18 protein-coding genes are annotated in these 17000 nt (G+C 67.6%); 11 read left to right on the top strand and 7 right to left on the bottom strand.

Going from position 1 to position 17000, the window contains the following annotated elements; genetic code table 11:
- Nucleotides 1-75: 75 nt before the first annotated feature.
- A complete protein-coding gene (locus tag BP05_RS10370; protein WP_496363070.1) occupies nucleotides 76-1002 on the bottom strand; it encodes a lytic transglycosylase domain-containing protein in 927 nt (308 codons plus the stop codon).
- A gap of 168 nt (nucleotides 1003-1170) precedes the next feature.
- Between BP05_RS10370 and miaB the strand changes: the two genes are divergently transcribed.
- Nucleotides 1171-2562, top strand: a complete 1392-nt coding sequence (gene miaB / locus BP05_RS10375) for a tRNA (N6-isopentenyl adenosine(37)-C2)-methylthiotransferase MiaB (RefSeq protein WP_496363072.1) — start codon at nucleotides 1171-1173, stop codon at nucleotides 2560-2562.
- Nucleotides 2559-2786, top strand: a complete 228-nt coding sequence (locus BP05_RS10380; protein WP_496363074.1) for a hypothetical protein — start codon at nucleotides 2559-2561, stop codon at nucleotides 2784-2786. Before miaB ends, BP05_RS10380 begins: the two co-directional genes overlap by 4 nt.
- Here the strand turns inward: BP05_RS10380 and BP05_RS10385 are convergent.
- The 4 genes from BP05_RS10385 to BP05_RS10400 are packed head-to-tail and all read right to left on the bottom strand — an operon-like array spanning nucleotide 2783 to nucleotide 6502.
- Nucleotides 2783-3892 (bottom strand): ABC transporter permease, encoded by a 1110-nt coding sequence (locus tag BP05_RS10385; protein WP_496363076.1) that lies wholly within the window; start codon nucleotides 3890-3892, stop codon nucleotides 2783-2785. The genes BP05_RS10380 and BP05_RS10385 overlap by 4 nt on opposite strands.
- Nucleotides 3889-4818, bottom strand: coding sequence for an ABC transporter ATP-binding protein (locus BP05_RS10390; RefSeq protein ID WP_496363168.1), 930 nt, complete (start codon nucleotides 4816-4818; stop codon nucleotides 3889-3891). Before BP05_RS10390 ends, BP05_RS10385 begins: the two co-directional genes overlap by 4 nt.
- A 29-nt stretch (nucleotides 4819-4847) precedes the next feature.
- On the bottom strand, nucleotides 4848-5795 hold the full coding sequence (locus tag BP05_RS10395) for an HlyD family secretion protein (protein WP_496363078.1): 948 nt from the start codon (nucleotides 5793-5795) through the stop codon (nucleotides 4848-4850).
- Nucleotides 5792-6502, bottom strand: a complete 711-nt coding sequence (locus BP05_RS10400; RefSeq protein WP_496363080.1) for a TetR/AcrR family transcriptional regulator — start codon at nucleotides 6500-6502, stop codon at nucleotides 5792-5794. The genes BP05_RS10395 and BP05_RS10400 overlap by 4 nt, the downstream gene beginning before the upstream one ends.
- A 298-nt stretch (nucleotides 6503-6800) precedes the next feature.
- Between BP05_RS10400 and BP05_RS10405 the strand changes: the two genes are divergently transcribed.
- Together BP05_RS10405 and ybeY are read left to right on the top strand one after the other, a co-directional pair.
- Nucleotides 6801-7784 (top strand): PhoH family protein, encoded by a 984-nt coding sequence (locus BP05_RS10405; protein ID WP_496363082.1) that lies wholly within the window; start codon nucleotides 6801-6803, stop codon nucleotides 7782-7784.
- 43 nt (nucleotides 7785-7827) lie between these two features.
- A complete protein-coding gene (gene ybeY, locus BP05_RS10410; protein WP_496363084.1) occupies nucleotides 7828-8310 on the top strand; it encodes an rRNA maturation RNase YbeY in 483 nt (160 codons plus the stop codon).
- Nucleotides 8311-8346: 36 nt separating this feature from the next.
- Here ybeY and BP05_RS10415 read toward each other — a convergent pair whose 3' ends face one another.
- Nucleotides 8347-9024 carry a DUF6496 domain-containing protein gene (locus BP05_RS10415; RefSeq protein WP_496363086.1) on the bottom strand — a complete coding sequence of 226 codons (678 nt, stop codon included), beginning with the start codon at nucleotides 9022-9024 and terminating at the stop codon, nucleotides 8347-8349.
- Nucleotides 9025-9177: 153 nt separating this feature from the next.
- Here BP05_RS10415 and BP05_RS10420 point away from each other — a divergent pair, with 153 nt between their 5' ends.
- From BP05_RS10420 to BP05_RS10440, 5 genes are all read left to right on the top strand, one after another.
- On the top strand, nucleotides 9178-10041 hold the full coding sequence (locus BP05_RS10420; protein WP_496363088.1) for a CorC family transporter: 864 nt from the start codon (nucleotides 9178-9180) through the stop codon (nucleotides 10039-10041).
- A gap of 34 nt (nucleotides 10042-10075) precedes the next feature.
- Nucleotides 10076-11308, top strand: coding sequence for a lipoprotein N-acyltransferase Lnb domain-containing protein (locus BP05_RS10425; RefSeq protein ID WP_496363090.1), 1233 nt, complete (start codon nucleotides 10076-10078; stop codon nucleotides 11306-11308).
- A 46-nt stretch (nucleotides 11309-11354) separates the two neighbouring features.
- The gene (gene corA / locus BP05_RS10430; protein ID WP_496363092.1) at nucleotides 11355-12356 is read left to right on the top strand and encodes a magnesium/cobalt transporter CorA; all 1002 of its coding nucleotides are present in this window, start codon (nucleotides 11355-11357) and stop codon (nucleotides 12354-12356) included.
- Between the two features lie 100 nt (nucleotides 12357-12456).
- Complete coding sequence (locus tag BP05_RS10435) at nucleotides 12457-14529, top strand: carbon starvation CstA family protein (RefSeq protein ID WP_496363094.1); 2073 nt, start codon at nucleotides 12457-12459, stop codon at nucleotides 14527-14529.
- Nucleotides 14526-14732: a YbdD/YjiX family protein gene (locus BP05_RS10440; RefSeq protein WP_496363096.1), complete on the top strand. Its 207-nt coding sequence runs from the start codon at nucleotides 14526-14528 to the stop codon at nucleotides 14730-14732. The genes BP05_RS10435 and BP05_RS10440 overlap by 4 nt, the downstream gene beginning before the upstream one ends.
- A 22-nt stretch (nucleotides 14733-14754) precedes the next feature.
- On the opposite strand, the gene BP05_RS10445 is transcribed toward BP05_RS10440, so the two are convergent.
- Nucleotides 14755-14931 (bottom strand): hypothetical protein, encoded by a 177-nt coding sequence (locus BP05_RS10445; protein ID WP_496363098.1) that lies wholly within the window; start codon nucleotides 14929-14931, stop codon nucleotides 14755-14757.
- A 144-nt stretch (nucleotides 14932-15075) separates the two neighbouring features.
- Between BP05_RS10445 and BP05_RS10450 the strand changes: the two genes are divergently transcribed.
- Together BP05_RS10450 and BP05_RS10455 are read left to right on the top strand one after the other, a co-directional pair.
- A complete protein-coding gene (locus BP05_RS10450) occupies nucleotides 15076-15798 on the top strand; it encodes an ankyrin repeat domain-containing protein (protein WP_496363100.1) in 723 nt (240 codons plus the stop codon).
- Between the two features lie 48 nt (nucleotides 15799-15846).
- Nucleotides 15847-16992 (top strand): Tle-like phospholipase domain-containing protein, encoded by a 1146-nt coding sequence (locus BP05_RS10455; RefSeq protein ID WP_496363102.1) that lies wholly within the window; start codon nucleotides 15847-15849, stop codon nucleotides 16990-16992.
- Nucleotides 16993-17000 lie beyond the last annotated feature (8 nt).

The raw sequence follows: 17000 nt of genomic DNA on the forward strand, positions 1-17000 counted from the left end.
GAATGACCCGACAATCGGGCAGGACCTCAGCGCTGCAGAACCGCTACGACGGGCGCCTTTTCGCCGGGCGCAGGGTCAGCGCGAACCGGCCGATCCCGCCGAGGCCACCTGGCTGCCCGCGCTGCGGTAGCGATCGGCCAACTGGGACACGCGTTGCACGTAGCGCTGGGTTTCGGCGTAGGGCGGCACGCCCTTGTACTTGGCGACCGCGCCCTCGCCGGCGTTGTAGCCGGCCGCCGCCAGCTTGAGGTCGCCGTTGAAGCGCTTGAGCAACCAGCCCAGGTACTGCACGCCGCCGCGGATGTTCTGCGCCGGGTCGAACGCATTGCTGACGCCGAATCGGCGCGCCGTCGCCGGCATCAGCTGCATCAGGCCCTGCGCGCCAACGCGGGAAAGCGCGCCGGGGTTGTAGGACGATTCGGCATGGATGATGGCGCGGACGATCGCCTCTTCGACGCCGAACTGCGCGGCCGCGCTGGAAATCTCCGAGCCGTAGGCCGCCGTGTTGAGCCGGATCCGGCCGAAGTTGACGCCCGGCAGGGCGCCACAGGCGTAGCAGTTTTCGATCTGGAAGATCGGGAACTGCACCCGAGTTACCTTGACGTTGGCGACGCCCTGCGGCCGGCGATTGCTGTAGTTGCGCACGCCGTTGGCATCGATGTACGAGTAGGTCACCGTCGAGCCCATGCGCAGGAAGCGGGCCTTCATGCCCGTCTCGCTGCCCAGCGGCTTGGCGCCGACGGTGGCCGGCGAGCCGGCGACATTCATGGCCGGGGCCGCGCTGCCTGCGTTCGCGGGGGCGGGCGGCGCAACCGGCGCGGCATTGGCCGCGCGAGGCTTGTCGGCCGTGTAGCTGATCACCTTGCACTTGGTGCCCGGGACCCGCTTGCTCGCATAAGCTCGCGCGCCATCGGGACCGTCGCACCGGTAAAGCGTGCCCGCCCACGCGGGCGTAGACGCCAGCGCGGCCAAAGCGACCAGAATTCCCCGTGCCCCCTTCATGTCGCGGACTATCCTAGGATTCGGAAGGCTTGACAAGTCTTTGATTTATATGAACGCGACGACGATCGCGTTTCGGCCAGACACCCCTTCCTGCGGGTGGGCGGACCCGCCGCTACAATGCGCGCCCCGGTGCGGAATAACCGCCGCCCTCCCGGCCTCAGAACCCATATGACCGATCCGATCCTCGACGCTGCAGCGGCGTCCGCCCCCCGGGCCAAGGGCAAGCTCTTCATCGAGACCCACGGCTGCCAGATGAACGAGTACGACTCGGCCAAGATGGCCGACGTGCTGGCCGCCAGCGACGGCCTCGAACTCACCTCGAATGTCGAGGAAGCCGACGTCATCCTGATCAATACCTGCTCGATCCGTGAAAAAGCGCAGGAAAAGGTCTTCAGCCAGCTCGGCCGCTGGAAGTCCCTGAAGCAGGGTGGCAGGCCGGTGGTCATCGGTGTCGGCGGCTGCGTGGCCTCGCAGGAAGGCGACGCGATCATCAGGCGCGCGCCCTACGTCGACCTGGTCTTCGGTCCGCAGACCCTGCACCGGCTGCCGGAGCTGATCCAGGCCAAGCGCGAGACCGGCCTGCCGCAGGTCGACATCAGCTTTCCCGAAATCGAGAAGTTCGACCGCCTGCCGGAGCCGCGCGCCGAAGGTCCCTCGGCCTTCGTCTCGATCATGGAAGGCTGCAGCAAGTACTGCTCGTTCTGCGTGGTGCCCTACACCCGCGGCGAGGAGATCAGCCGTCCGTTCGAGGACGTGCTGGTCGAGGTCGCCGACCTCGCCTCGCAGGGCGTGCGCGAAGTCACCCTGCTCGGGCAGAACGTCAACGCCTATCGCGGCCCGTACGGTGACGGCGAAATCGCCGACCTCGGCCTGCTGATCCGCGCGATCGCCGAGATCGACGGCATCGGCCGCATCCGCTTCACCACCTCGCACCCGCTCGAATTCTCCGATTCGCTGGTCGAGGCCTATCGCGACGTGCCCAAGCTCGCCAACTTCCTGCACCTGCCCGTCCAGGCCGGCAGCGACCGCGTACTGGCGGCGATGAAGCGCGGATACACCGCGCTGGAGTTCAAGCAGAAGATCCGCAAGCTGCGCGCAGTGCGCCCGGACATCTCGATTTCCTCGGACTTCATCGTCGGATTCCCGGGCGAGTCCGACGCGGACTTCGAGAAGACGATGAAGCTGATCGAGGACATCGGCTTCGACCAGTCGTTTTCCTTCATCTATTCGCGCCGACCGGGTACCCCCGCCGCCGACCTCGAAGACACGGTCAGCAGCGACGAGAAGCACGCCCGACTCTCGCGCCTGCAGGCCACCATCAATGCCAAGGCGCGCGAGATCAGCGACGCCATGGTCGGCAGCGTGCAGAAGGTCCTGGTCGAGGGTCCGTCGAAGAAGAACCCCAACGAACTCACCGGCAAGACCGAGAACATGCGCTCGGTGAATTTCCCGGGCCACGCGCGCCTGGTCGGCCAGTTCGTCGACGTCGTCATCACCGAAGCGATGAGCAACTCGCTGCGCGCCCGGGTGGCGACCATCGAGGCGCCCGCCGCGGCATGAGCAATCCGCTGCTGGCGCGGGGCACCCCGAACCGCCACCTGCACATTGCGTTGGCGGACCTGGGGCTCGGCATCGCGGCCGGCTGCATCTGGCAGGGCGTGTTCCAGGTGCCCATGCAGGACCGCGTTCCTTCCTGGGTGTGGCCCGTTGCGGCGGCATTGTTCCTACTGTCAGCGGTGGCGGCGTACTCGCGCCATCGCGCGCTGCGGTCGCGGCGCGGCTAATCCAGCCGTTTGCGGAAGCGGGAAATCGCCAGGGTCATCATCACGGCGGTGAAGGCGGCCAGCGCGAGGACATCGGGCCACAATTCCAGCAACCCTGCCCCACGCAGCATGATGCCGCGGATCAGGCGCAGGAAATGCGTCAACGGCAGGAGCTCGGCGACCCACTGGATGACGCGCGGCATGCCGGCGAACGGGAACATGAAGCCGGACAGCAGGATCGACGGCAGGAACACGAAGAACGTCATCTGCATCGCCTGGAACTGCGACTTCGCCTTGGTCGAGATCAGCAGGCCCAGGGTCAGGTTGGCGAAGATCAACAGCACCGACGCGAGATAGACGTCGACCGCGCTGCCGCGGATCGGCACCCGGAAGAGGGTCAGTCCGAGGGCGAGCACCACGGTCGTCTGCACCAGCCCGATCACCGCGTACGGCAGCACCTTGCCCACCATCAGCTCGCTGCGGCTGACCGGCGTGGCGATCAGCAACTCCATGTTGCCCCGCTCGCGTTCGCGCACGATGGCGACGCCGGTGAACAGGACCATGGTCATGGTCAGGATCACCCCGATCAGGCCGGGAACGATGTTGACGGCGGAACGGCGCTCCGGGTTGTAGAAACTGACGACGCCGATCTGCTGGCGCGACGTCTCGCGAGCGCCCGTCACGTGGGTCACGTACGCGGCGCTGTCCAGCGGCAGCTGCGCCAGCTGGATCGCCGCGCTCTGCACGACCGTATCGCTGCCGTCGACCAGAACCTGCACGGCTTCGCGACCTTCGGCGCGGCGACGTTCGAAATCCGGGGGGATCACCACGCCCACGCTGATGCGTCCGCGCCGCAGCAGCTCCATCGCCTCCTGCGGCGTATTGGCCTGGACGGCGGGCGCGATGACGCCCGTGGCGAGCATGTCCATCACCAGCGCGCGCGATGCGCTGGTGCCGGCCTGGTCGACGATGGCGGCATCGAGCCCGCGCAGGTTGAGGTTGATCGCGTAGCCGAACAGCACCAGCTGCATCACCGGGATGCCGATGATCATCGCCAGGGTGATGCGGTCGCGGCGCATCTGCCGCAGCTCCTTCAGCACGATGGCGAACAGGCGGCGCCAGTTCATGCGGCGCGCTCCTGGTCATCGCCGCGGCCGCGGGTGGCAACGACGAACACGTCCTCGAGATTCGGCGCGATGGCATCCACTTCGCCATGCAGACCGGCCTGCGCCAGCGCCGCGCGCAAGCGCTCGGCGGCGTCACCGTTCTCGGCCATCAGCACGCGCTGCATGTTGCCGATCTGCGCGACGCTGATCACCCCTGGCACGGCCAGCAGCGCGGCCTGCGCACGGCGCGGTTGCTCGGCATGCACCGCCAGCGTCCTGCCCGCCAACTGGGCCGCCAGATCCCCCGGAGTCCCGTCCGCGACCAGCGCGCCGCGGTCGAGAATGGCGAGGCGATGGCAGCGCTCTGCCTCGTCCATGTAGTGCGTGGACACGAGGATGGTGGTGCCCGCGTCCGCGAGTTCGAACAACTTCTCCCAGAAGTCGCGGCGCGACTCGGGATCAACCGCGCTGGTGGGCTCGTCAAGAAACAGCAGTTCGGGGCGATGGATCACCGCCCCGGCCAGCGCCAGGCGCTGCTTCTGGCCGCCGCTCATCGTCCCGGCCAGTTGCTTCTGGCGATCCTCGAAGTGGTAGTGCTGCACCAGTTCGTCGATGCGGCGCGCGGCCGCGGCCTTCGGGATGTCCTGCACGGCGGCGAGGAACTCCAGGTTCTCGCGCACGCTCAGGTCCTCGAACAACGAGAACTTCTGCGTCATGTAGCCGATGCGCCGGCGCAATTCCTCGGATTGCTCCGGAATGCGCAGGCCCAGCACTTCGATCTCGCCGGCCGAAGGCGCAAGCAGGCCGCAGAGCATGCGGATCGTGGTGGTTTTGCCGGAACCGTTCGGACCGAGGAAGCCGTAGACGCTGGCCTTGGGCACGCTGAGGTCGACGGCGTCGACCGCCGTGAGCGCGCCGAAGCGCTTGGTCAGGCCACGCGCACGGATCGCCTCCCCGAACGAAGCGGCTGGCGCGCTCATGGCTGGAATTCCACCCGCACCGGCATGCCCGCCGGCAACTCGCGCGCGCCGGGGTCGAGCAGGATCTCGGCGAGGTAGCTCAGTCGCGCCGCGTCGTCGCCGATGAGCGCGTAGTACGGCGTGAAGCTGGGTTCGCTGCGGATCATGCGCACCGTGCCGGGAATGGAGCCGTTTCGACCGTCGATGTAGACGCGCGCCACCTGCCCCACCTTCACGTTTGCGCGGATCGGCTCGGGCACGTAAACCCGCGCATACGGGGCATCGCCGGCCAGCAGGATCGCCAGTGGCGCCCCGACCGGCGCCTGGTCACCGAGCCGGTAAGGCAGCGCATCGATGCGGCCGGCGCGTGGCGCGACGATATTGAGCTTGTCGAGGCTGACCTGCTGTGCGTTCGCCTGGGCCTCCGCCGCGCGCAGCGCGGCTTCGCCCTGGGCGACGCGTTCGCGGCGCGTGCCGTGCTCGAGTTCGAGCAACGTCGCCTGTGCCGCCCGCACCTGCGCATCGGCGCTGCCGGCCGCCGCACGGGCGCGATCGACCTCCGCGGCCGCAATCAGCTTGCGCGCGCCCAAGGGCTGCACCCGCGCGTAGTACGCACGCGCATCGCGCGCCTGCGCCTGCGCCGCGACCAGCTGCGCGCGCGCCTGGGCGATGGTTTCGTCGCGGGCTCCGGCCTCGAGTTCGCGCAGGGCCTCGCGTTGCCGCTGCGCTTCCTGCTGTGCCGCGATGGTCGCCGATTCGATCCGCGTGGGATCGAGCTTCAACAACGATTGCCCGGCCCGCACTTGCTGGCCTTCGCGCACACTGATCTCCACGATGCGCTCGGCCGCGGGCGCCGGCAGCGTGATCCGGTCGTATTCCAGCGTGCCCAGCGCCTGCGGAGGTGGCTTCCCGCACGCGGCCAGCGCGATCGAGATCGCCAGCAGCGCGGTTCGCAACGTGGTCATCGGTGGTCCTCCCCTGTCTGCAGGCCATGCTCAAGCAGCGCGATCGCGTGGTCGCGGATGCTCGTGGCATCGATGTCGGCTGCGCCAAAGATGCCCCGCCAGATCGGCGCGCCCGCGGCCGGGAACAAGGTCAGCCCGACCAGGGAAACGACGAGCAGGCGGGGATCCAGGTCCGGGTTGAGCCGCCCTGCGCGCTGCGCGGCGGCGAAGCGCTTCGCCAGCAATTGCGGCAGCTGCGGCGCAACCTGGGAGACGATCAGTTCGCGGAGCATGCCGCCTTCGCAGAGCACCTCCCGCACCCACAAGGCCGGCCACCAGGGATAGCGCACCACCAGCTCGCTCATCTTGCGCACGAAGCTCGCGATGAGCATCGCGACATCGTCCCCGGCGCCGTCCAGCTCCCCGCGCATCTCCGCCAACACCGGCAGCAGGCGCTCGGCCACGAGCGCGTCGACCAGCTGGCTCTTGTCGCCAAAGTAGTAGTGCAGCAGCGCCGGGGTCACGGCCGCTTCGCTGGCGATGGCGCGCAGCGAGGTCGCCGCGATGCCCTCCCGGGTGAAACAGGCGATGGCGGCATCGAGCAGGTGCGCGCGCAGGTCAGGGGCATCGCCGCTGGGGCGGCCCGGCGTGCGCTTGCGCACGGACTTCGCCGCCTTCGGGGCCTTTGCGGCGGCAGCGGCGGATGCAGGGCGGGAGCGGACGGCCATGGCATATAATTAATTCAGCACTCAATTATTTGCAACGCGCAACTGACGAACGGCAACCCGCTTCGCCTCCGCACATGACGCCGCCAACACGGCGGCGGCAGGCACGATGAGTGGGCGCTCTGCCGGTCGATGCGAACTGTCGCGCCGACGCGGTGCACGATTCACCGCTTCGTGATGCATTCCCGCGGCAGTCTGCGGCGTGCTCGCGTGCACTCCACCTGCCCGATCGGCTTTGCGAAAAGTCCGGCGCAGGCGCAAGCTTTCCTTCCACCTCGGCGCCCCCTTCCGACCGATCACGATGGCTTCACGCACCGTTTCCGAATTCGCCCTCGATCCGGCCGAAGCCGAGCGCCTGGCCAATGTCAGCGGCCCCTTCGACAGCCACTTGCGCATGATCGAATTGCGCCTGGGCGTGGAGATCGCCAACCGCGGCAACGTGTTCCGCGTGGACGGCCCGGAAGCCTCCGTGCACAAGACGGAAAAGCTGCTGCGCGAACTGTGGGATGAAGCGGCCAACAGCACGCTCACGGAACCGGACATCCACCTGCACCTGACCGAATACGAAGCGGACGAAACCATCGCCGGCGACATCGAGCCGCAGGAAGTAGTCATCCGCGTCAAGCGCGGCACCCTGCGCGCCCGCGGCGCCAACCAGGCCAAGTACCTGCATGCCATCGCCACCCACGACATCAACTTCGGCATCGGCCCGGCCGGCACCGGCAAGACGTTCCTGGCCGTGGCCATGGCGGTGGAGGCACTGAACGAGTCCCGCGTGCAGCGCCTGATCCTGGTGCGGCCGGCGGTGGAAGCGGGCGAGAAGCTCGGCTTCCTGCCGGGCGACCTCACCCAGAAGGTCGATCCCTACCTGCGCCCGCTGTACGACGCCCTGTACGAAATGCTGGGCGTGGAAAAGGTGGTCAAGCTGCTGGAAAGGAACGTCATCGAGATCGCCCCGCTTGCCTACATGCGCGGACGCACGCTTAACGACGCGTATGTGATCCTCGACGAAGCGCAGAACACCACGATCGAGCAGATGAAGATGTTCCTGACCCGCATCGGCTTCGGCAGCACGGCCGTGGTGACCGGCGACATGACCCAGATCGACCTGCCCAAGCACCAGAAGTCGGGGCTGAAGGATGCGCTGGAAGTGCTGCGCAACGTCAACGGGATCAGCTTCACCTTCTTCGAATCGCGCGACGTGGTCCGCCATCCGCTGGTCGCGCGCATCGTCAATGCCTACGACGCGCGCGACGCAACGGACGCGCAGACCGGGCCGGCCTGATGAGCCAACGGTTCCCCTTCCACCTCGCCAAGGATCAACACGCATGACCGTAGGCCCGGTTCGTCTCGATGTCAGCGTCAGCTATGCCGTTCCACGCAATGGCGTTCCGTCAGCCGTGAGCTTCCGCAAATGGGTGGCCGCGGCCCTGGAAAACCGCATCCGCGAAGCCGACCTGGCCATCCGCATCGTCGGCACCAAGGAGGCGCGTTCGCTCAACCGCCACTTCCGCGGCAAGGACTACGCGACCAACGTGCTCAGCTTCCCGGCAGAGATGCCGGAAGGCTTGCCCAAGGGCGTCAAGATGCCGCTGCTGGGCGACCTGGTGATCTGCGCACCGGTCGTGGCGCGTGAGGCCAAGGAGCAGAAGAAGCAGCTCGTCGAGCATTACGCCCACCTGACCGTCCACGGCGCGCTGCACCTGCTCGGCTGGGACCACGAGAACGAAGCCGACGCGATCTGCATGGAGCAGCTGGAGCGGGAAATCCTGGCCGGCATGGGGATCGAGGATCCCTACGTCATCGCCTGAGGCGCCACGCCCGCCAGGAATCGCCGTTTCGTACCGCTAGGCGTGCGCGCTCGCACCGTTGTGCCGGCGCCTGCCGTCGTGGCGCGCGCGTGTCCGTGCAGCCTTCCGCGCGGCTTCCGAACGGCCTTCGGCGCCCTTGGTGCGCGCGGCTTTCTTCGCGGCCGCGGAGCGCTCGTCCGTGGTGCGCTTGCGCGCCGCCTTCTTCGCCTGCCGCGACAACGCCAGCGGGCTTGCGGCGGCGCGGTCCTCGCGTTTCAGGGCCTGGGTCGTGGCGCGGGAGCGGCTCCGCGATGGCGTTGCAGTGCTCGCCCCCGCGCTGGCCTTGCGCGCGGCAGGCCGCTTCACCGCCGTCTTCTTCGCGGCGCCACGCTTTGCCACGGCCGTCTTCGTAGCCGTCTTCCTGGCGGTCGTTTTCGCGGCCTTCCTGGCCGTCTTGCTGGCCGCAGCCGTGCGGGTGCCCGCGGCCACGTCGCGGCGCGCATTCCGGCGCGTTTCCTCGGACGCCTCGCCCTTCTTGGGTGGCGGCAGGTCCACGCCGGCACGCCGGGCCTTGGACAGGCCGATCGCGATCGCCTGCTTGGCCGAACGGGCGCCGTGCTTGCCCTCGCGAATGTGCGCGATTTCCTCGTGGACGAATTCGCCGGCCTGGGTGCTGGCCGACTTGCCCTCGCGCCGGTCCTGCCGTGCGCGTCTGATCGTACGTTTCTCAGGCATCTCGCAATCCTCCGCGTGGGGCCCGCCGGCGATTATCGAGCCGTCCCCGGCACGCTGCCGTGAACCAGCCTTCCCCGAGCGTGTAGCCGCCGTCGCGCCCATCCGCGCTAGACTTTCCCGGTCCGCCCATCCCCCGGGCGTTGCCGAAACCCCATGTCCGAGGACGACAGTAGTACCCCGCAGGAAAACCAGGAACGACGCCGCGGCTGGCTGGAACGCATCAGCACGATGCTCTCCGGCGAGCCCAGCACCCGCGAGGACCTGGTCGAACTACTGCGCGATGCCCAGGCCGACGGCCTGATTGCGGCCGACACCCTGCGAATGATGGAAGGCGCCATCGCGGTATCCGACCTGACGGTTGGCGACGTGATGATCCCGCGCGCGCAGATGGTCGCCCTGCCCGCCGAAGCCTCGCTCCTCGAACTGATGAAGCAGGTGGTCGAGTCCGGCCACTCGCGCTTTCCGGTCCATGGCGAGGACAAGGACGAGATCCTCGGCATCCTGCTGGCCAAGGACCTGCTCCGCGGGGTGGTGGCCGACAACGGCCCGGGCAGCATCCATGCCCTGCTGCGCCCGGCGGTGCTGATCCCCGAATCCAAGAGGCTGAACGTGCTGCTGCGCGAGTTCCGCCAGTCGCGCAACCACATGGCGATCGTGATCGACGAGCACGGCGGGGTCGCCGGCCTGGTCACGATCGAGGACGTGCTCGAGCAGATCGTCGGCGACATCGACGACGAGCACGACGAGGCCGAGGACCCGCAGGCGCTGATGCGCGCGCAGGCCGACGGCCTGTTCGTGGTCGATGCGCTGACGCCGATCTCGGACTTCAACGAGCGCTTCGACGCCGACTTCGACGACGACGAGTACGACACCATCGGCGGCCTGGTCACCGCGGCGATCGGCCATCTGCCCGAAGCTGGAGAGGAACTGTCCCTGGGCCGCTTCGTGTTCCGCGTCGCCTCCGCCGACGTGCGCCGCGTGCACGCCTTCCACGTCGACGTCCTCAGCAATGCATGACGCCGACGTCCCCTTCCGTGCCGTGCACGGAAGGGTGAGCCGCCTCGCCCGCTGGCTGCTGCTGGCCTTGCTGTACCTGCTGTCCCTCGGCGCGCTCGCGCAGGGCGCGGCGTCGCAAGCCGGAGTACCCACATCCGCTCCCGCGGCGACTGGTGATCCCGTCCCGCGCGTCGGCATCATGATGATGCAACCCGGCGAGATCTTCTGGGAGCGCTTCGGCCACGACTCGGTGCTGGTGGTCGACCCGCGCAGCGGCGATGCGATCTCGTACAACTTCGGATTCTTCGACCCGAGCGAACCGGACTTCATCGCGCGTTTCGTCCGCGGCGACATGCGCTACCGGCTCGCTGCGGTTCCGTATGCGGACGACCTGGTGCTGTACCGCGAGGAAGGCCGCGGCGTGCAGGTCCTCTGGCTCGACCTCGAGGACACGCAGGCGCGCGAAGTCGCCGCCGCACTGGCCGAGAACGCGCGCCCGGAAAATGCCTTCTACCGCTACGACTATTTCAAGGACAACTGCTCCACGCGCGTTCGCGACGCGGTCGACCGCGCCTTGGCCGGCCGCCTGCAGCAGCAGGTCCAGGGCCGGTCGCAGGGCCTGACCTGGCGCGACGAAGCGCTGCGGCTGGCGTCCCCTGCGACCTGGATGTGGCTGGGGTTCGACCTGGGCCTCGGGCCGGCGGCGGACCAGCCGATGACGCTGTGGGAACAGGCCTTCGTGCCGCGGCGACTTGCCGACATCCTGCTCGAGGCAAGGAACGACGCGGGCCGCCCGCTGGTGCGCGGGCGCGAGGACATCCTGTCGCACCGCATTGCCCCCGAACCGCAAGCCAATCCCCTGCGCTGGTGGCTGTGGGGGCTGTGGGGCATCGCCGCTGCCTTTGCCATCGCCCGGCTCGGCCTACGCTGGCCGCGCGCGTTCGCGGCGGCCGTGATGCCGTTCTGGGTGTTGTCGGGAGCGATCGGCTCCCTGCTGCTGTTCCTGTGGTTCGGGACGGCCCACGTGATGGGCTGGGCCAACCACAACCTCTTCCTGCTCAATCCGCTCGCCTGGCTCGCGCTTCCGGGCGCATGGCACCTGCTGCGCGGACGCGTGCCCGGGCGCTGGGCCGCAGCCATTACGCTGCTGATCGCGCTGTGCGCCGGCGCCGGCCTGCTGCTGCGGTGGGTCAGCGCGCAGCCGCAGGCCAACATGCACTGGATCGCACTGCTGCTGCCCGTGCATGTCGCCATCGCCTGGGTAATCGCACGGCGCAACCGGGGCTGACGCGCGGCCGGCCGTGTATTGCGCCGGATCGCCGGCAAGGGGCACGATGCCGCGCATGAAGGATCCGACCCTGCCCCAATGCGTCGTCAACTGCGTGGCCTACGGCCGCGATGGCGAGAGGCGCGACATCAGCCTCGACGCCATCAGTGACGTCCTCGCCGTCGACGACGGCAGTTTCGTCTGGGTCGGCCTGTACGAGCCGGACGAAGGCATCCTCGACAAGCTGCAGGAAGAGTTCGGGCTGCACGACCTCGCGGTGGAAGACGCGCACAACGCGCACCAGCGGCCCAAGCTGGAAACCTACGGCAATTCGCTGTTCATCGCCGTCCACACCGCGCAGACGATCGACAGCCACATCCGCTTCGGCGAAACCCATATCTTCATCGGCCCGCGTTACCTGGTGACGGTGCGCCACGGCGCATCCAGCAGCTACGCCCCCGCCCGCGCACGCATGGAGCGCGAGGCGGACATGTTCGCGCACGGCCCCAGCGCCGCCCTCTACTCCGTCCTCGACATGATCGTGGACAACTACATGCCCATCGTCGACGAGTTCAGCCACGAGCTCAACGAACTGGAGCAGGACATCTTCGTCGAGGAGTTCAGCAAGAACACCGTGCACAAGCTGTACGACCTCAAGCGCGAACTGACCCGGTTGCGCCTGGCCGTATCGCCGCTGCAGGACATCCTCGGCCAGCTCGCGCGCGCGCGGACGCCGCTGATCGACGAGGAGATCCAGCTGTACTTCCGCGACGTGCACGACCACACCGTGCGCCTCAACGAGAGCACCGACACCCTGCGCGAGATGCTGACCGCGGCAATGACGGTGAACCTGTCGCTGGTCGCCGTGCAGCAGGGCGAAACCGTGAAGCGCCTGGGCGCCTGGGCGGCGCTGCTGGCCGCCCCGACGCTGATCGCGAGCTGGTACGGGATGAACTTCACCCACATGCCCGAGCTCGCGGGCCGCTACAGCTACTGGATCCTGATCGGCGCGATGGTCGTGATCTGCGTGGTGCTGTACGGCATGTTCAAGCGGGCGAAGTGGCTCTGAATCACGGATAGCGGTCCGTCGGTTCCAGTAGGCGGACTTCCCGCCGATTGACCTGGGGCGGTCCCACGCGCGACGCTGCGGCCTCCTCCGGAGGGACGTCATGCAGCGCTTTTCCTGGATCATCTGGCTCCTTGCGACCGTGGTCGCCGTCGCAAGCCTCGGCACCCTGGCCCTGCACCGGGGCGAAACCATCAGCGCCATGTGGCTGGTGGCCGCGGCAATTTCAGTATTCGCCATCGCATACCGGTTCTATTCCCGCTACATCGCCCAGGTCGCCCTGGGCGTGGATGCCACGCGCGCGACGCCGGCGTGGCGGCGCAACGACGGACTGGACTACGTGCCGACCGAGCGGTCGGTGCTGTTCGGACACCACTTCGCCGCGATCGCCGGCGCCGGCCCGCTGGTGGGCCCGGTGCTCGCCGCGCAGATGGGCTACCTGCCCGGAACCCTGTGGATCCTGGCCGGCGTCGTGTTCGCCGGTGCGGTGCAGGACGTGCTCGTGCTGTTCTTCTCCACGCGCCGCGATGGCCGCTCGCTCGGGGAGATGATCCGCACCGAGATGGGTGGTGCCGCCGGCGTCACGGCGATGATCGGCATCCTCTTCATCATGGTGATCCTGCTGGCGGTGCTGGCGCTGGTGGTGGTGAAGGCGCTGGCGCAGAGCCCGTGGGGCACGTTCACGGTAGCGATGACCATCCCGATCGCGGTGCTGATGGGCCTGTACCTGCGCTTATTCCGGCCGGGGCGCATCCTCGAGGTGTCCGTCGTCGGCCTCGCCCTGCTGCTGCTCACGATCTGGCTGGGCGGCAAGGTCGCCGCTGATCCGCACTGGTCGTCGTTGTTCCGGCTCGAGGCGACCACCCTGGCGTGGCTGCTGATCGGCTATGGCTTCATCGCGTCCGTGCTTCCGGTGTGGCTGCTGCTGGCTCCGCGCGACTACCTCAGCACCTTCCTCAAGATCGGCACGGTGGTGCTGCTTGCGGTGGCGATCTTCGTCGCCATGCCCGAGCTGCAGATGCCCGCGGTCTCGCGCTTCGTCGATGGCACCGGCCCGGTGTTCGCCGGCAAGCTGTTCCCCTTCCTGTTCATCACCATCGCCTGCGGCGCGGTGTCCGGCTTCCATGCGCTGATCAGCTCGGGCACCACACCGAAGATGCTGTCCAGCGAAGCGCACATCCGGCCCATCGGCTACGGCGGCATGCTGATGGAAGCCTTCGTCGCGGTGATGGCGCTGGTGGCGGCCTGCGTGTTGCAGCCGGGCGTGTATTTCGCAATGAACGCCCCTGCCTCCCTGATCGGCAGCACGGTCGACTCCGCGGCCGCGACGATCTCCAACTGGGGCTTCGTGATCACGCCCGACCTGCTTGCCGCGACGGCGAAAGAAATCGGCGAGGAAACACTGCTGTCGCGAACCGGTGGCGCGCCGACGCTCGCGGTCGGCATGGCGCAGATCCTGCACGGCATCGCGGGCGGCACCGGCATGATGGCGTTCTGGTACCACTACGCGATCCTGTTCGAGGCGCTCTTCATCCTGACCACGCTGGACGCAGGCACCCGCGTCGCGCGTTTCATGATCCAGGACCTGCTGGGCGTGGCCCATCCCGCGCTGGCGCATACCGAGAACTGGCTGGCCAACGTCCTGTGCACCGGGCTCGCGGTGGCGGGCTGGGGCTGGTTCCTCTACCAGGGGGTCGTCGACCCGCTGGGCGGCATCAACACGCTGTGGCCGTTGTTCGGCATCGCCAACCAGATGCTCGCCGGCATTGCGCTGGTCTTCTGCTGCGTGGTCATGGTGAAGATGAAGCGCGAGAAGTACCTGTGGATCCCGCTGTTGCCCACCGCCTGGCTGCTGCTGTGCACGTTGACGGCCAGCGCCCAGAAGATCTTCCACGACGACGCCAAGATCGGCTTCCTGGCCGCCGCCCGCAAGTTCTCCGATGCGATGGCCCGCGGCGAGCTGGTGGCTCCGGCCAAGTCGGCCGGGGAAATGCAGCGCCTGGTGTTCAATTACCACGTCGATGCGGTGCTGTGCGCACTGTTCATCGTGGTGGTGCTGGCGACGGTGTTCTTCGGCTTCCGATCGGCACTGGCCGCGCGGCGGGCCGGAGCCCCGACGACCCGCGAAAGCGACTACGTGGCGCTGGATAGCGTCGCGGCGAGGCCGGCGTCATGATCGCCGCCACGCGGGCATTGTTCCGGGGTATCTGGTCCAACGCGGCGCGCGCCGCGCGGCTGGCGATCGGCATCCCCGACTACGATGCGTATGCCGCCCACATGCGCGAGCGGCATCCGCTGGATGCGCCCATGGACCGCGCAGCCTTCTTCCGCGAGCGCATGGACGCCCGTTACGGCAAGGGCCGATCGCGTTGCTGTTGACCAGGATCGAGCGGCGACGCGTCTAGCGAACCGTGTCCCACCCGGTGCGCTTGCGGCGGTCCTTGCCACTGCGGCGGTCGTCCTTGTCCGGCTCGAAGCGGATCATTTCGCGCCGGTCATGGCCCTGTCGCCGGTCGACGCCCTTGCGGCGCTCCGGCCCCTTGTGCGGCTCCGGCGGTTTGCGGAAATCGTCGGTCATCTCAGCCCCCTCGACTGCCCCTGGCGCGGAGCATACCCCCAAAATCCGGCACCTGCCCGGGGTTGATTCGCCGGGGCAGTCCGGTAGTCTGAAAAGGGATCACTGTCATCGGACGACACCATGCGAATACCCGCATTGCGCCAGATGTTGCTCGTCGTACTCGCCGGCCTGGCCGGCCCTGGATGCGCCAAGGAGGACCTGCTGATGCACAAGGTTGATGTGCACGAAGTATTTGCCGATAGCCGCGTTGCCGAGATGGCGGACGCCATAGCCGACAATGATGCCAAGCGCGTGCATGCGCTTGCGAAGTCCACCGACTTACGGGCACACGGGGACAAGAACATAACCCTGCTCGAGTGGGCGATCTTCAATCAAAGCAAGCGCGCCTTCGAGGCTCTTCTTCAGGAGGGCGCAGATCCTGCCTTGCAAGGGATGGACGGAAGCACCGCTGCGCACTTGGCTGCGATGGCGAATGATTCGTCCTACTTCGACGTTCTGTTGAAGGTTGGCGTTGACCCGGATCTTCAGGACAAGGCCACCGGGCAATCGTTACTGAGCGCCACGCTGATGGGTGATCGCGATGCGCAGTTCAATCGACTGCTTGCTGCGGGAGCGAATACGAACACCTCCGATGCGACGGGTGACACACCGCTGCATGTCGCCGCACAAACCAGCAATTACAGAAAGGTGCTGGCGCTCTTGAATGCGGGCGCCGACCCGCGTGCCGTGAACGGGCGAAAATCAACGTTCCAGGATTACCTGTTCATGGGAGACCAGCGGCTGCTGAGTTCCGACGCTCGCTCGGATCTGTCGAGCATCGAGCAATGGTTACGCGCGAATGGAATCGAAGTGAAGTCACACAACTAGGCCGTCGGAACTCCCTAATACGGCCGGAACAGGCGAAGGATCGCAACCATGACCGAACTGCAGACGCAGCAAGATTCGTTTTCGTCTCGAGTTCGCGGTACAGATGCCCGCGAAATCGATATTGCCCTGGCCCACATTGCGGCTGATTCCTACAACGACACCAGCCTAGGCGTGCAGGGGTGGCGTCCTTTGAGCGAGCAGGAGTTGGCAGCTGCCGGCATCAAGAAGGAGATGCTGCGCGACGATCGCGCCGGCTTCATGGCCAGGGTCTATGCGGACGACAAGGGGGGCTATGTCCTGGCGTTCCGCGGAACGAATGAAGGAAAAGACTGGACCCATAACCTAAGGCAAGGAATCGGGCTGGAAGATGCCCAGTACGCCGCGGCCGAACGGCTGTCGCGAAAGGCCTTCGACGCATTCCAGCAAGACTTGGTAATCACGGGTCATTCACTCGGGGGAGGCCTGGCAACGTTGGGTGCCGTGACATCCGGGGCTCCCGCGGTGACCTTCAACTCCTCCGGCCTGAACGACGCCACGATCCGCCGCGTCCACCGTGATCCGGAAGCTACGCAGCAGGCCGCGGAGCGCGGCCTCATCCGCCGCTACGCCGTCGACCACGAAATCCTGACGACGCTGCAGGAGAAGAACCTGCTTACGCGCGGCCTGTTGCCCGACGCCATCGGCCACAAGATCGAGCTGCCCGATCCGGAGCCGCTGCATGGCTGGAAGAGGCTGGTCCCCGGCAGTTCGCTCAAGCACGGGCTCGACGTCCACGGGATGGATGCGGTGCTGGCATCGCAGCAGCTCGCGGCACGCACCTCCCTGGCCCACCCCGCCCACCCGGCCAACCGAATGTTCACCGCAGCCCTGGACGGATTGCATGGCATCCAGCCGGCGGCCCTGGGCTATGCGAGCGAGGACCAGTACCGCAACGCGGCAGGCAGTCTCGTCGCCAAGGCACGCGAGGGCGGGATGCAGCGCATCGACCACGTCGTGATCGGTGCGAACGGCGCGCTCTTCGCCGTCGAGGGGCCGCTGGACGATGCCCGCCATCGCATCGCCGGCGTCGACAGGACGCAGGCAGCGGCGCAACCCTTGGAATCGAGTTCGAACGTCGCGATCGAAGCCCAGCGCGGGGCCGCTGCCGCCGCGCCGGCGATAGAGGTTCATCGGCGCAGCGTGCTGGCGCCTTGACCAGCGGG

This window comes from Lysobacter oryzae DSM 21044 (assembly GCF_059568595.1).

Coding starts and splice junctions, on each gene's coding strand:
- BP05_RS10370 (WP_496363070.1), bottom strand. CDS start 1,002: ATGAAGGGGGCACGGGGAATTCTGGTCGCTTTGGCCGCGCTGGCGTCT.
- miaB (WP_496363072.1), top strand. CDS start 1,171: ATGACCGATCCGATCCTCGACGCTGCAGCGGCGTCCGCCCCCCGGGCC.
- BP05_RS10380 (WP_496363074.1), top strand. CDS start 2,559: ATGAGCAATCCGCTGCTGGCGCGGGGCACCCCGAACCGCCACCTGCAC.
- BP05_RS10385 (WP_496363076.1), bottom strand. CDS start 3,892: ATGAACTGGCGCCGCCTGTTCGCCATCGTGCTGAAGGAGCTGCGGCAG.
- BP05_RS10395 (WP_496363078.1), bottom strand. CDS start 5,795: ATGACCACGTTGCGAACCGCGCTGCTGGCGATCTCGATCGCGCTGGCC.
- BP05_RS10400 (WP_496363080.1), bottom strand. CDS start 6,502: ATGGCCGTCCGCTCCCGCCCTGCATCCGCCGCTGCCGCCGCAAAGGCC.
- BP05_RS10405 (WP_496363082.1), top strand. CDS start 6,801: ATGGCTTCACGCACCGTTTCCGAATTCGCCCTCGATCCGGCCGAAGCC.
- ybeY (WP_496363084.1), top strand. CDS start 7,828: ATGACCGTAGGCCCGGTTCGTCTCGATGTCAGCGTCAGCTATGCCGTT.
- BP05_RS10415 (WP_496363086.1), bottom strand. CDS start 9,024: ATGCCTGAGAAACGTACGATCAGACGCGCACGGCAGGACCGGCGCGAG.
- BP05_RS10420 (WP_496363088.1), top strand. CDS start 9,178: ATGTCCGAGGACGACAGTAGTACCCCGCAGGAAAACCAGGAACGACGC.
- corA (WP_496363092.1), top strand. CDS start 11,355: ATGCCGCGCATGAAGGATCCGACCCTGCCCCAATGCGTCGTCAACTGC.
- BP05_RS10435 (WP_496363094.1), top strand. CDS start 12,457: ATGCAGCGCTTTTCCTGGATCATCTGGCTCCTTGCGACCGTGGTCGCC.
- BP05_RS10440 (WP_496363096.1), top strand. CDS start 14,526: ATGATCGCCGCCACGCGGGCATTGTTCCGGGGTATCTGGTCCAACGCG.
- BP05_RS10445 (WP_496363098.1), bottom strand. CDS start 14,931: ATGACCGACGATTTCCGCAAACCGCCGGAGCCGCACAAGGGGCCGGAG.
- BP05_RS10450 (WP_496363100.1), top strand. CDS start 15,076: ATGTTGCTCGTCGTACTCGCCGGCCTGGCCGGCCCTGGATGCGCCAAG.
- BP05_RS10455 (WP_496363102.1), top strand. CDS start 15,847: ATGACCGAACTGCAGACGCAGCAAGATTCGTTTTCGTCTCGAGTTCGC.